16 protein-coding genes are annotated in these 12,456 nt (G+C 69.7%); 12 read left to right on the top strand and 4 right to left on the bottom strand.

All coding sequences use genetic code 11. The features are described from left to right. The 3 genes from RIF93_RS13645 to RIF93_RS13635 form a co-directional block, all read right to left on the bottom strand. Nucleotides 1-384: hypothetical protein (locus RIF93_RS13645; RefSeq protein ID WP_309091999.1), on the bottom strand; the 384-nt coding region annotated here is incomplete at its 3' end. Continuing rightward, complete coding sequence (locus RIF93_RS13640) at nt 381-863, bottom strand: DUF2269 domain-containing protein (RefSeq protein WP_309091998.1); 483 nt, start codon at nt 861-863, stop codon at nt 381-383. The genes RIF93_RS13640 and RIF93_RS13645, both read right to left, overlap by 4 nt. Beyond that, nucleotides 860-2,149 carry an SDR family oxidoreductase gene (locus RIF93_RS13635; RefSeq protein WP_309091997.1) on the bottom strand — a complete coding sequence of 430 codons (1,290 nt, stop codon included), beginning with the start codon at nt 2,147-2,149 and terminating at the stop codon, nt 860-862. Before RIF93_RS13635 ends, RIF93_RS13640 begins: the two co-directional genes overlap by 4 nt. Nucleotides 2,150-2,502: 353 nt before the next feature. On the opposite strand from RIF93_RS13635, the gene rpsM reads away from it, so the two are divergent. The 4 genes from rpsM (at nt 2,503) to rplQ (ending at nt 4,964) form a co-directional block, all read left to right on the top strand. After that, entirely contained in the window at nt 2,503-2,871 is a 369-nt protein-coding gene (gene rpsM, locus RIF93_RS13630) for a 30S ribosomal protein S13 (RefSeq protein WP_309091996.1), read from the top strand. Between the two features lie 15 nt (nt 2,872-2,886). Next, a complete protein-coding gene (gene rpsK / locus RIF93_RS13625) occupies nt 2,887-3,276 on the top strand; it encodes a 30S ribosomal protein S11 (RefSeq protein WP_012521811.1) in 390 nt (129 codons plus the stop codon). A gap of 73 nt (nt 3,277-3,349) precedes the next feature. After that, nucleotides 3,350-4,366: a DNA-directed RNA polymerase subunit alpha gene (locus RIF93_RS13620; RefSeq protein WP_309091995.1), complete on the top strand. Its 1,017-nt coding sequence runs from the start codon at nt 3,350-3,352 to the stop codon at nt 4,364-4,366. A gap of 181 nt (nt 4,367-4,547) precedes the next feature. Further along, nucleotides 4,548-4,964: a 50S ribosomal protein L17 gene (gene rplQ / locus RIF93_RS13615; protein WP_309091994.1), complete on the top strand. Its 417-nt coding sequence runs from the start codon at nt 4,548-4,550 to the stop codon at nt 4,962-4,964. Nucleotides 4,965-5,021: 57 nt separating this feature from the next. Here rplQ and RIF93_RS13610 read toward each other — a convergent pair whose 3' ends face one another. After that, complete coding sequence (locus RIF93_RS13610; protein ID WP_309091993.1) at nt 5,022-5,354, bottom strand: helix-turn-helix domain-containing protein; 333 nt, start codon at nt 5,352-5,354, stop codon at nt 5,022-5,024. 121 nt (nt 5,355-5,475) lie between these two features. On the opposite strand from RIF93_RS13610, the gene RIF93_RS13605 reads away from it, so the two are divergent. The 8 genes from RIF93_RS13605 to RIF93_RS13570 form a co-directional block, all read left to right on the top strand. Then, nucleotides 5,476-6,180, top strand: coding sequence for a glutathione S-transferase family protein (locus tag RIF93_RS13605; protein WP_309091992.1), 705 nt, complete (start codon nt 5,476-5,478; stop codon nt 6,178-6,180). 74 nt (nt 6,181-6,254) lie between these two features. Then, nucleotides 6,255-7,469, top strand: coding sequence for an ectonucleotide pyrophosphatase/phosphodiesterase (locus tag RIF93_RS13600; RefSeq protein ID WP_309091991.1), 1,215 nt, complete (start codon nt 6,255-6,257; stop codon nt 7,467-7,469). Nucleotides 7,470-7,514: 45 nt separating this feature from the next. Continuing rightward, nucleotides 7,515-7,967, top strand: coding sequence for a VOC family protein (locus RIF93_RS13595; RefSeq protein WP_309091990.1), 453 nt, complete (start codon nt 7,515-7,517; stop codon nt 7,965-7,967). Beyond that, on the top strand, nt 7,964-8,305 hold the full coding sequence (locus RIF93_RS13590) for a metalloregulator ArsR/SmtB family transcription factor (RefSeq protein WP_309091989.1): 342 nt from the start codon (nt 7,964-7,966) through the stop codon (nt 8,303-8,305). The genes RIF93_RS13595 and RIF93_RS13590 overlap by 4 nt, the downstream gene beginning before the upstream one ends. Further along, nucleotides 8,302-8,769: an SRPBCC family protein gene (locus RIF93_RS13585; protein ID WP_309091988.1), complete on the top strand. Its 468-nt coding sequence runs from the start codon at nt 8,302-8,304 to the stop codon at nt 8,767-8,769. Before RIF93_RS13590 ends, RIF93_RS13585 begins: the two co-directional genes overlap by 4 nt. Before the next feature lie 50 nt (nt 8,770-8,819). Beyond that, nucleotides 8,820-10,067, top strand: a complete 1,248-nt coding sequence (locus tag RIF93_RS13580; RefSeq protein WP_309091987.1) for a TCR/Tet family MFS transporter — start codon at nt 8,820-8,822, stop codon at nt 10,065-10,067. Between the two features lie 68 nt (nt 10,068-10,135). Beyond that, nucleotides 10,136-11,545 (top strand): Do family serine endopeptidase, encoded by a 1,410-nt coding sequence (locus RIF93_RS13575; RefSeq protein WP_309091986.1) that lies wholly within the window; start codon nt 10,136-10,138, stop codon nt 11,543-11,545. A 42-nt stretch (nt 11,546-11,587) separates the two neighbouring features. Further along, nucleotides 11,588-12,456, top strand: an 869-nt coding sequence (locus tag RIF93_RS13570) for a replication-associated recombination protein A (protein ID WP_309091985.1), incomplete at its 3' end; no start/stop codon positions are given.

Genomic DNA, 12,456 nt, shown 5'->3' with positions numbered 1-12,456 from the left:
GTGCACGCCGGTCATCAGGGCGTTGCGGCGCAGCGGATGCCCGCTCGCCGGCCTGAGGATGCCCAGCGCCGGGATCCAGCCCATGTAGCTGCCGGCCCAGACCCCGACGCCGGCGGCCGCCATCGGGAGCGGTCGGGCGGGCACGTTGGCCGCTGCGAGCAGGGCGCCCGCCAGGGCGCCGAAGCCGAAGTGGGCCGCGACCGTCCGGTCGCCGACGCCCTGTGTGCGGCCTGAGACCTCCTGCAGGATCTCGCGCGGCGGCAACGGATAGCGCTCGGCGTGCGGGAGGCGTCGGTGCAGGCGCCACATGCAGGCGGTCATCGCCGCCGTGCCGGTCAGGCCTGCTAGCGCGCCAAAGAGCAGCCGGGTGGAGAGCGCGCTCACGGGATGAGATCGAACGAGGGCCGGGCGATCATCAGCCAGAAGATCGCCAGCACGGCGGCGAAGGCTGGGAAACCGAAAGTGAACCACAGGCGATAGAGGCGATGGTAGGCGGCCGGCAGCGGCTCGCCGGCCTGGGCTGCGGCCAGCGCCAGCTTGCGGATCCTGACCTGCATCCAGACGACCGGCAGCCACCAGGCGCCCGTCCAAAGGTAGAGGGCGATGGAGAGGACAATCCAGCCCTCGGTCAGCCGATAGCCAACCTCGCGTACGAGGAGCAGGCCGGTGATCGGCTGGACGACCACGGCGGTCGTCGTGAAGACGAAGTCGGCTATGACGACGATGCGGGCGACGGCGGCGACCGTCGCGGCGTTCCCTGTCCGGTGCGCCATCAGCATGAAGAAGGCGATGCCGGCCCCGGTGCCCAGCAGCACGGCGGCCCCGATGACATGGGCGAACTTCAGGAGGAAGTAGGCGCTCATCGGTCCTCCAGGATGGCGAGCGCCACCAGGTTGAGGACCATGATGGGGAAGATCTTCGTCATGGGCCCGAGCGGCTCCGCCCACAGCTCGGGCAACAGGATCGTGCCGGCGATCAGGTAGAAGATGGACAAGCCTAGCGCGCCCCAGAGCGCCAGGCGGGCGGTGCGACGCCAGAGCAGGCCCAGGCCGATGACGAGGTCCGCGAACGCGCCGGCGACGACGGAGGGGCCGCTCAGAGGGCCGGCGCCGGCCAGCTGCATCAGCCGCTCGCCGCGCTCGTAGCCCGGGCCGATCGAGATGAAGGCCGTGGCCAGCCAGAAGCCGGCGAAGACGACGAAGACGAGCGCCTTCATCAGGTAGAGGTTGGCGAACCAACGCTCCTGCACCGAAGCCGGCTGGGCGGCGAGGGCCGCGGCGAACTGGCGTAGCTGGATGCCGGTGCGGGCGGTCCATTCCGTCGGATCGCCGACGGCCCCGCGGACGATTTCGCGCCGGGCGTTGCTGCGGATGGGCGGCCGCCAGCCGAATGCGCCGGCCAGGTCGCCCAGGCGGTAGGCGAGGGGCAGGAGGAAGCCGCCGGGCGCACGCTTGGCCGGGGCGTAGCCCAGCCAGCGCCGGTAGGCGGCGACCACCTCGTCGAAGCCGAGCCGCTCCGGACCGGCGAGCTCAAGCGCCAGGCGGCCCGGCGCCTCGGGCCGCAGGAAGAAGAGGACGGTCTCGACCACCTCGTCCAGCTGCACGATCTGCAACGGGCCCGCATCGGGCGTGCGGGGCAGGAAGGGAAGCGCGGCCAGGCCTCGGAAAAGAGCGCTCCCGCCGTAGGCCGCTCCGCCGACGACGACCGAGGGGCGGAGGATCACCCAGTCGAGATCCCGCGAGGCGAGCGCCTGGTCGCCTTCGGCCTTGGTGGCGGAGAAGCTGGAGACGCCGCCACGGTCGGCGCCGATGGCGGAGAGATGGATCACGCGGCGGACGCCCGCCGCCTCGCAGGCGGCGAAGAGCGCCTCGGCGCCCCGGACATGCACGCCGGCGGTGGAATCGCGGCCGCCGTCCTGGAGCACGCCGGCGCAGTTGATCACGGCGTCGACGCCCTGGAGGTGCGGCGTCCAGTCGGCGGGCTGGCTCGCGCGCGCCATGTCGAGCGCGATCCAGCGGTCGGGCGCTAGACGGCGCGCGGCGGGGCCTGCGCTGCGCGAGACCGCCAGCACCTCATGGCCGTCCGCCTTCAACCGGGCGAGGACCGCCGAGCCGATGAAACCCGTGGCTCCCGTCAGGAGAATCCGCACCTAGGCATCCCTCATCCCGGCCAGAACCGCCGATGGCGAAGCTTGTTCCAAGAGGCGGTGCGGCGCCAGGCCCGGAGGCCTCCAAGTTGCCAGTCTGGCCCGCCCATGCTTTCCTTAACCATCCGAAGGTTAGCTCCAGCGGGTGAGACGAGCCGGCGCGGGAAGGGGACACCCCTTGCCCGCGCAGGAAATCGTTCACATTTGGGCGTTTCCGCCATTGACGGAGGGGGCCCGATCCCTATAACGAGGCGCTTCCGCGAAAGAGCGCGAAGGACGCGCCGGCCTATGCCTATGGCAAAGAGGGGCCGGGGCGCCGTTTGCGCTTCTGTCGCGTGATCAGGAGAATTTCCCACGTGGCCCGTATCGCTGGCGTCAACATCCCCACCAACAAGCGCGTGATCATCGCGCTGCAGTACATCCATGGCATCGGCGCCGCGAAAGCTCGCGAGATCGTCGAGAAGGTCGGCATCGAGGACGCTCGCCGCGTCAATCAGCTGACCGACCAGGAGGTCTTGCAGATCCGCGAGACGATCGACCGCGACTACATGGTCGAAGGCGACCTGCGCCGCGAGACCGCCGTCAACATCAAGCGTCTGATGGACCTGGCCTGCTACCGCGGCCTGCGTCACCGGAAGGGCCTGCCGGTCCGCGGTCAGCGCACGCACACCAACGCCCGGACCCGCAAGGGCCCGGCCAAGCCGATCGCCGGCAAGAAGAAGTAAGAGAGTCTAGCTCCGATGGCCAAGGAACCGGCGCGCGTCAAACGCCGCGAGCGCAAGAACATCACGTCGGGCGTCGCCCACGTGAACGCCTCGTTCAACAACACGATGGTGACCATCACCGACGCCCAGGGGAACACCATCTCCTGGTCCAGCGCCGGCCTCATGGGCTTCAAGGGTTCGCGCAAGTCGACCCCCTACGCCGCCCAGATGGCCGCCGAGGATGCGGGCCGCAAGGCCGCCGAGCACGGCGTGCGCACCCTCGAAGTGAACGTCTCGGGCCCCGGTTCGGGCCGCGAGTCGGCGCTGCGAGCCCTGCAGGCCGTTGGCATGACGATCACCACCATCCGCGATGTGACCCCGATCCCGCACAACGGCTGCCGTCCGCCGAAGCGTCGTCGGGTCTGAGTAACATCGTACTGCAATTCAAGGCGCCGGACCGCGTTCGCGGCCGGCGATCCTGCGTTCCGAGGGACACCCTGTGATCGAAAGAAACTGGAACGAGCTTATCCGTCCCGAGAAGCCGCAGATCGAGACCGGCGCCGACGCCAGCCGCAAGGCGCGTCTGGTGGCCGAGCCCCTCGAGCGCGGCTTTGGCGTGACGCTGGGCAACAGCCTGCGCCGCGTGCTGCTGTCGTCGCTGCAAGGCGCGGCGGTCACCGCCGTCCAGATCGACGGCGTGGTCCACGAGTTCTCGTCGCTGGAAGGCGTGCGTGAGGACGTCGTCGACATCGTCCTGAACATCAAGCAGCTGGCGCTGCGGATGCACGCCGAAGGCCCGAAGCGCATGACGCTCCGCGCCACCGGCCCCGGCCCCGTGACGGCCAGCCAGATCGAAGCCCCGTCCGACATCGAGATCCTGAACGGCGACCACGTGCTCTGCACGCTGGACGACGGCGCCCAGGTCCGCATGGAGTTCACGGTCAACACCGGCAAGGGCTATGTCCCGGCCGAGATGAACCGTCCCGAGGACGCGCCGATCGGCCTGATCGCCGTCGACGCCCTCTACTCGCCGGTCAAGCGCGTCGCCTTCCGCGTCGAGCCGACCCGCCAGGGCCAGAGCCTCGACTACGACAAGCTGATCATGGAAGTGGAGACCAACGGCGCGGTCAGCCCCGTTGACGCCGTGGCCTACGCCGCGCGCATCCTCCAGGACCAGCTGCAGATCTTCATCACCTTCGAAGAGCCGAAGAAGAAGGTCGAAGGCGAGGCCAAGCCGGAACTGCCGTTCAACCCGGCGCTGCTGAAGAAGGTCGACGAGCTGGAGCTGTCGGTCCGTTCGGCCAACTGCCTGAAGAACGACAACATCGTCTACATCGGCGACCTGATCCAGAAGACGGAAGCCGAGATGCTGCGCACGCCGAACTTCGGCCGGAAGTCGCTGAACGAGATCAAGGAAGTGCTCGCCGGCATGGGTCTCCACCTCGGCATGGACGTGCCGAACTGGCCGCCGGAGAACATCGAAGAGCTGGCGAAGAAGTTCGAAGACCAGATGTAATCAAGCTTCCGCGCCGCTCCGGGCCGCTTCCGCGGTTCGGGCCCTGTGAAGCCGCAACCGCGGCGGAGGGCCCCGGCGCTTCGTGTTGACCCAGGCGGGAGCAAGGCTGGGACTTGGTTAGGCAGACGCTTCCAGACCATCGGAAGCGCAGGCGGGCCGGAGAGCCCAGGAGATACAAGAGATGCGTCACGGCAAAGCCCACCGCAAACTGGGTCGTACGACCGCCCACCGCACCGCCATGTTCGCGAACATGTCGGCCAGCCTGATCAAGCACGAGCAGATCGTCACGACGCTGCCGAAGGCGAAGGAACTGCGCCCGTTCGTCGAGAAGCTGGTGACGCTGGCCAAGCGCGGCGATCTGCACGCCCGCCGGCAAGCGATCAGCCACGTCCGCGACGTGGAGCAGGTCGGCAAGCTGTTCTCGGTCCTGGGCCCGCGCTACGCCGACCGCAACGGCGGCTACATCCGCGTCCTGAAGGCCGGCTACCGTCACGGCGACAACGCCCCGATGGCGGTGATCGAGTTCGTCGATCGCGATCCGGCCGAAAAGGGCAAGGACTCTGGTCCGGTGGCCGAAACGGCCTTCGCCGAAGCCTAAGCATCGACGAGAAAACGACATCGAGAGCCCCGGAAGGCGACTTCCGGGGCTTTTGCTTTAGGCGGCCAGCTGCTCTCGCCGCCGCTGGGTCTCGGCCCACCAGTCGCCCAGGGCGTCGATCACCGGCATCAACCGCTGGCCAGCGTCGCTCAGCGCGTACTCAACCCGGGGCGGAACCTCGGGGTAGACGGTGCGGGTGATCACGTCGGCGTCCTCCAGCGCCCTGAGCTCGCGCGTCAGCATCTGCTGCGAGATGCCGGAGAGTGCGCGGCGCAGGGCGTTGAACCGCATCGGCCCCTGGCTGAGGTAGTAGAGGATCAGCGCCCGCCAGCGGCCGCTCAGCAGCACCATCGCGCCTTCCAGCGGGCATTCCGACACCGTGGTCTGCATCGCGCTCGATCTCCCCAAAGGTCCGATTTCTGTGACCCAGGTCACAAATTTCTGCGTTCTTGGACGCCGGATTCCAGGTGGTTACTTGGGTGTTCCGTTCAACCAGCCTGGAGTGCTGATAATGGAACCGATCCTCGTTTATGGACACCCGCTGGGCAGCTCGATGGGGCTGGTCGCCGCTTTGGAATGGCTGGGCCAGCCCTACCGCGCCACGCGCGTCGACCTCTTCACCGACATCCACACGGACGCATACCGCCGCCTGAACGGCCGGGGCGAGGCGCCGTTGCTGATCACCGACAAGGGCGAGCCGCTGAGCGAGACCATCGCCATCGGGCTGTGGCTCGAGGCGCGCGATCGCGAGCGGCGCATCAGTTTCGCGCCAGGCAGCCGTGAGGCCGACCTGATGCACCAGTACATGGCGTTCCTGAACACCGGCTTCACCCAGGCCTTCGCCGGCTACTGGGTGGCGCTGGAGTCGGAGGACGCCGATCCGCGCGACCGCGACGCCTGGCGGCGGCTGGGCCGCCGGCTCGTCAACGACCGGCACGCGAAACTGGAGGCGATGATTGGCGACACGCCCTATCTGCTGGGCGACAAGCCCACCCTGGCGGATGCGGTGTTCGTCGGCGTCGCCCGCTGGGCCGACTTCCACCAGGCGATCGACCCGGCCGCCTACCCGAAGGTGACGGCGCTGAAGGCGCGGCTGCACGAGGACCCGGCGGTCCGCTTCGCCGTCGCGCTAGAGGACGGCGAGGGGCCGCCGGGCAGCGGGGCGCTTAAGGGCCACGTGCCCCTGTACGAACTGCTGGCGCCAGTCTCGGCCTGACGACGAGCCCCGGAAGGCGACTTCCGGGGCTTTTCGTTTGCGCAGGCGTCACAGGGCCGGAATAGGGAGGGCTCATGCGCCTGATCCTTCTGCTCGCGTGCCTGCTGCTGGCGGCCTGTGCGACGGCCCCGAAGCCGCAGGTTTCGACCGCGCCGCCGATCATCCTGATCTCTATCGACGGAGCCCGCCCCGACTATCTGGACCGAGGCGCGACGCCGGTGCTTTCGGCGATGGCGGCGGAGGGCCTGCGGGGCAGTCTGAGACCCTCGTTCCCGGTGAAGACCTTCCCCAACCACTACACGCTGGTCACCGGCCTGCGCCCGGACCGCAACGGAATCGTCGAGAACAACATGGAAGATCCCGCCATTCCGGGCGTGACCTTCAAGATGTCGAACCGGGCCGCCGTGGGCGACCGGCGCTGGTGGGATGAGGCCGAGCCGATCTGGGTGGCGGCCGAGCGGGAGGGCGTGAAGACCGCGACGATGTTCTGGCCGGGCTCGGAGGCGCCGGTGCGGGGGGTGCGGCCCAGCTATTGGCTGCCCTACGAGGAGGCGATGCCGAACGAGGCGCGGGTTGACCGTCTGCTGGCCTGGCTGGACCTGCCGCCGGCCGAGCGGCCGCGCCTCCTGACCCTCTACTTCCACCAGGTGGACAAGGCAGGACACGACTTCGGACCGGACGCACCGCAGGTCGCCGGAGCCATGGCGGAGGTGGACGCCGCCATCGGGCGGCTGGTGGCCGGGCTGAAGGCGAGGGGCCTGGCCGCCAACGTGATCGTGGTCTCGGACCACGGCATGGCCGCGACGCCCGCCGACCGGCGGATCTTCCTGGAAGACCTGATGCCCCTCGACGCCGGCCGCACTTTGGTGATGGGCGCGATCATGACGCTGTACCCCGCCCCGGGCCGCGAGGCGGAGGTCGAGCGGGCGCTCCTGAAACCGCATCCGCACATGACCTGCTGGCGTAAGGGCGAGATTCCGCCCAGGCTGCGCTACGGCCGCAATCCCCGGGTGGCGCCCATCGTCTGCCTGCCGGAGATGACCTGGACGATCACCACGCGCGAGTGGGTCGCCAAGGCGAAGCCGGAATTGGGCAGCCATGGCTGGGACCCGGACGCGCCGGAGATGGCGGCGCTGTTCGTCGCGCAGGGCCCGGCGTTCCGCCGGGGCGCGCGGCTGCCGACGTTCGACAACGTGGACGTCTATCCGCTGCTGGCGCGGCTGCTGGGCCTGCGGCCGCAGCCGGGCGACGGCGGGCCTCGGCTCGCCGAATCGGCCCTTGTCAGATAATTTCTATTGGCGTTAAATATTGCGGATATGTGCAAGGAGAAGCCGGTGGCTGTCCGCAACGCGCTCACGTCCGCCCTCTGCTATCGCGATCCCAAGGCGGCGCTTCGGTTCCTAGAAGCGGCCTTCGGGTTCGAACTGGTCATGCTGATCGAGGACGACCAGGGGAACGTCGCCCACTCCGAGATGCGGTTCGGCGAGAACCTGATCATGATAGGCAGCGAGTGGACCGAGGACCACCGCAGCCCCGCCTCGATCGACGGCAAGAACACCCAGACCGTGCATATCCACGTCGACAGCGACATCGACGCCCACTGCGAGCGGGCGCGGGCGGCGGGCTTCGAGATCCTGATGGAGCCGGCTGACCAGTTCTACGGCGACCGGACCTATCGCTGCCGCGATCCCGAGGGCCACTTCTGGACGGTCGGCCAGACGGTGCGGACGGTCTCGCGCGAGGACGCCGAGGCCGCCAGCGGGCTGAAGATCCAGGGCTGGCTGTGAGCGCCGCCGCGGTTGACCGGACCCTCGCCGCCCTGGCCGACCCGCACCGCCGCCGCGTCGTGGACCTGCTGGCCGAGCGACCCCGCGCGGCGGGGGAGCTGGCCCGCGAACTGGGGCTGTCGGCCCCCGCCATGAGCCGGCACCTGAAGACCCTGCGGGCGGGCGGCCTCGTCGAGGAGTCGCATCCCGAGTTCGACGCCCGCGTCCGCATCTATGCCCTGAGGGCTGAGCCTATGGTCCATCTGCTGCGCTGGCTGGAGGAGAGCGAGCGGCTCTGGAGCGCCCAGCTTGCGGCGTTCAAGGCGCACGTTGAAGGGCATGGGGAGAAGGACGCGTGACCTCGAAGGTCTTCGTGGCGCTTCGGGTGAAGGCTTCTCCCGAGCGGGCCTTTTCGGCCTTCGTCGAGGAGATCGGCGACTGGTGGCGGCCGAACGGCCTTTTTCAGACGACGCCGCATCCGCCCGGGCGGCTGGCGTTCGAGCCCGGCGAGGGCGGGCGGCTGACCGAGACCCTGGCGGCCGGCAAGGTCTTCGAGATCGGCCGTATCCTGGCTTGGGAGCCGCCGCGGCGGCTGGTGTTCTCGTGGCGACAGGCGAACTTCCCTCCGGATCTGCAGACCGAGGTCGAGGTCAGTTTCGAGCCGGTGGGGGCGGAGACCCGCGTCAGCGTCGAGCACCGCGGCTTCACCCAGGTCCCCGCCGACAGCGCCGCGCGCCACGGATTCCCCGACCAGGCGCTGCAGATGCGGCTGGCCGAGTGGTGGCAGGCGCAGCTCCGGTCGGTGGCCGGTCGGCTCACGTAACGCGGTTGCGCCGGCCCTGGGCGCATTCCATCCTAGGCGAGGGAAAGATCATGACCGAGTCATCCGCGACGCGCTCGCGCCGGCAGGCCAGCTTCGGCTTCATCTTCGCGGTCGCGCTGATGAACTCGATCTCGTTCGGGATCATGATCCCGATCCTGCCGAACCTGATCAAGCAGTTCACCGGCGGAGACACCGCGGCCGCCTCGGAGTGGAACCTGGTGTTCGGCGCCACCTGGGGCCTGCTGCAGTTCGTCTGCGGGCCGATCCTGGGGTTGATGGCCGACCGGTGGGGCCGGCGGCCGGTGCTGCTGATCTCCCTCTTCAGCCTGGCCGTGGACTTCCTGTTCATGGCCTTCGCGCCGAGCCTATGGTGGCTGTTCGTCGGCCGGATCCTGAACGGGATGACGGCCGCCAGCTTCTCCACCGCGAGCGCCTACGTGGCCGACGTCACGCCCCCGGCCGAGCGGGCCAAGGTGTTCGGCTGGATGAGCTCGGCCTTCAGCTTCGGGTTCATCTTCGGCCCCTTCATCGGCGGCTGGCTGGGCGAGACCGACCTGCGCCTGCCGTTCATCGCCGCGGCCGCGCTGACGTTTGTGAACTGGCTTTATGGCGTCTTCATCCTGCCCGAGAGCCTGCCCGCCGAGCGGCGCGCCACCCGTTTCGACTGGCGCAAGGCCAACCCGCTGGGCTCGCTGACGCTGCTGCGCGCGCATCGCGGGCTGCTGCCGCTGGCGGGCGTGGGCTTCCTGTTCCAGCTGGCCCATGTGGTGCTGCCGACCATCTTCGTCCTCTACCTGGGCTACCGCTACGGCTGGACGCCGAAGGTCCTGGGTTCGATCTTCCTGGCCACGGGGGTCTCGGGCGTCATTGTCCAGGCCCTTCTGGTCGGACGTATCGTGCGCGCCGTGGGCGAGCGGAAGGCGGTGCTGATCGGCACGGCGGCGGGCGCGGTCGGTTTCGCCTGGTATGCGGCAGCGCCTACAGGGGCGCTGTACCTGGTCGGCATCCCGATCTTCGCGTTCACGGGCCTGATCGTGCCGGGACTGCAGGGACTGATGACGCAGCGCGTCGCTCCGCAGGAGCAGGGGCAGCTGCAAGGCGCGAACCAGAGCCTCACGGGTCTGGCCTCGATCTTCGGGCCGATCATCTTCGGCGAGACCTTCGCCTGGTCGCTGCGGCACGAGGGCTTCCATTTGCCGGGCCTGGCGATCTATGTGGCGGCCAGCCTCATGGCGGCGGCCTTCCTGCTGGCCTTCGCGTCGGCGCGGGCGCGCGAGCCTGCGCCGCAACCCGCTTGAAACTTCGCCATTTTTGCGCCTGAAACATCGGGCGATTTCCGACGGTTGACCGACTTTCCGGAGAGCTCATGCGCGCCGTACGCGTCCTGATCCCCGCCTTCGCCCTGATGGCCGCCTGCAGCGACCCGGGCGCAGGCCAGGCCCAGCCCAACTTCGTCCCGCCCAACCGCGCCGCGCCGGCGAGCGCGGCGTCGATGAAGATGTCGTTCGCGCCCGTGGTGAAGCGCGCGGCGCCCGCCGTGGTGAACATCTCCGCCCGGCGCCTGGTGCGCCAGCAGACCGACCCGTTCTGGCAGCTGTTCGGCCTGGGCGCGCCGCGCGCCCGGATCGCCAACTCGCTGGGCTCGGGCGTGATCGTCCGCGCCGACGGGGTGATCGTCACGAACAATCACGTGGTGGAGGGCGGCCAGGAGATCACCGTGGCTCTGGCGGACCGCCGGGAGTTCCCGGCGCGCATCCTGCTGGCCGATGCGCGGACCGACCTGGCCGTGCTGAAGATCGACGTCCCGGCGGGCGAGCGGCTCCCGGTGCTGCCCATCGACGACTCCGGGGACACCGAGGTGGGCGACCTGGTGCTGGCCATCGGCGACCCCTTCGGCGTCGGCCAGACCGTCACCAACGGCATCGTCTCGGCCCTGAACCGCACGACCGATCCCACGGGCGAGGGCGGCTCGGCCTACATCCAGACGGACGCGGCGATCAATCCCGGCAACTCGGGCGGCGCGCTCGTCGACATGGACGGCGACCTGATCGGGGTGAACAGCTTCATCCTCTCGCGCTCGGGGACCTCGTCCGGCGTGGGCTTCGCCATTCCCGCCGCGGTCGTGCGGCGCGTCGTGGAGACCGCCGTCGGCGGCGGGCGCGCGGTGGTGCGGCCGTGGCTAGGCGCGCGCACCCAGAGCGTGACGTCCGAGATCGCCCGCTCGCTGGGCCTGCCGCTGCCGCAGGGCGCGCTGGTCGCCGACGTCTGGCCAGGCGGCCCCGCCGCCCGGGCGGGGCTGCGGCAGGGCGACGTCGTCACCGCGGCGGACGGCCAACCCGTGGTCGACGCGGCCAGCCTCAACTACGTCTTCTCGACGCGCAGGCCCGGCGACACGGTGCGCCTGACGGTGCGCCGCGACGGCGCCCGCGAGCAGACGCTGAACGTGCGGGCCGAGGCGCCGCCGGCGAGTCCCGCCCGCGATCAGCGCACGATCGAGGGTCAGAACCCGCTGAACGGGGCGACGGTGATCAACCTCTCGCCGGCCGTCGCCGACGAGCTGGGGCTGGATCCGTTCTCAGGCCCTGGCGTGCTGATCTCGGGCGTGGGTCGCGGCTTCGCGGTCGGCGCCGGCTTCCGGCCGGGCGACATCATCCGCTCGGTCAACGGCCGGCGGGTGGCGAGCGTGCGCGACCTGGCGGCGGCGCTGGAGGCGCCCGCACGGGGGTGGCAGATCACCCTGGAGCGCGGCGGCCAGACCATCACGGCGAACTTCTAAGGCGGTCGTTGCGGTTCGGCGCTTTGTGCTAAGCCGCTGGCCATGGCCGACCTGTTCGAAGCCGCGGGCCTGACGCCCCAGCAACCCTCGCCCCTGGCGGACCGGCTGCGGCCGCAGAAGCTGGACGAGGTGGTGGGCCAGGAGCACCTGCTGGGCCCGGAGGGGCCCATCCGCAGGATGGCCGAAGCACGGCGCCTGTCGTCCATGATCCTGTGGGGCCCGCCCGGCACCGGCAAAACCACCATCGCCCGCCTGCTGGCGAAGGAGGCTGGCTACGAGTTCCAGCAGCTGTCGGCGGTATTCTCGGGCGTGGCGGACCTGAAGAAGGCTTTCGAGCTGGCCCGCACCCGGCGGCTGGCGGGGCAGGCGACCCTGCTGTTTGTCGACGAGATCCACCGCTTCAACCGGGCCCAGCAGGACGGCTTCCTGCCCTTCGTCGAGGAGGGGATCGTCACCCTGGTGGGCGCGACGACCGAGAACCCCTCGTTCGAGCTGAACGGGGCGCTGCTGTCGCGCTGCCAGGTCTATGTGTTGAAGCGCCTGGACGAGGCGGCGCTGGAGGCGCTGCTGGCCAAGGCGGAGGCGCACGAAGAGCGATCCCTGCCGCTGGAGCCCGAAGCGCGAGCGGCGCTGGTCGCGCTGGCGGACGGCGACGGGCGCTACCTGCTGACGCTGTCGGAGACGCTGTTCAACATCGCCTCGGCCAAGCCCCTGACGACGAAGGAGCTGGGGCAGATCCTGCAGAAGCGCAGCCCCGCCTACGACAAGGACCGCGAGGAGCACTACAACCTCATCTCGGCGCTGCATAAGTCGATCCGCGGCTCGGATCCGGACGCGGCGCTCTATTGGCTGGCCCGCATGCTGCACGGCGGCGAGGACCCGCTGTTCATCGCCAGGCGCCTGATCCGCGC

Source organism: Phenylobacterium sp., assembly GCF_031181185.1.
In the GTDB taxonomy this organism is placed as follows: domain Bacteria; phylum Pseudomonadota; class Alphaproteobacteria; order Caulobacterales; family Caulobacteraceae; genus Phenylobacterium.
Note: the sequence above shows the minus strand (reverse complement) of the source record. Positions and strands in the feature narration are given on the sequence as shown.

Coding starts and splice junctions, on each gene's coding strand:
- RIF93_RS13580 (WP_309091987.1), top strand. CDS start 8,820: ATGACCGAGTCATCCGCGACGCGCTCGCGCCGGCAGGCCAGCTTCGGC.
- RIF93_RS13640 (WP_309091998.1), bottom strand. CDS start 863: ATGAGCGCCTACTTCCTCCTGAAGTTCGCCCATGTCATCGGGGCCGCC.
- RIF93_RS13600 (WP_309091991.1), top strand. CDS start 6,255: ATGCGCCTGATCCTTCTGCTCGCGTGCCTGCTGCTGGCGGCCTGTGCG.
- RIF93_RS13605 (WP_309091992.1), top strand. CDS start 5,476: ATGGAACCGATCCTCGTTTATGGACACCCGCTGGGCAGCTCGATGGGG.
- rpsK (WP_012521811.1), top strand. CDS start 2,887: ATGGCCAAGGAACCGGCGCGCGTCAAACGCCGCGAGCGCAAGAACATC.
- RIF93_RS13575 (WP_309091986.1), top strand. CDS start 10,136: ATGCGCGCCGTACGCGTCCTGATCCCCGCCTTCGCCCTGATGGCCGCC.
- RIF93_RS13610 (WP_309091993.1), bottom strand. CDS start 5,354: ATGCAGACCACGGTGTCGGAATGCCCGCTGGAAGGCGCGATGGTGCTG.
- rplQ (WP_309091994.1), top strand. CDS start 4,548: ATGCGTCACGGCAAAGCCCACCGCAAACTGGGTCGTACGACCGCCCAC.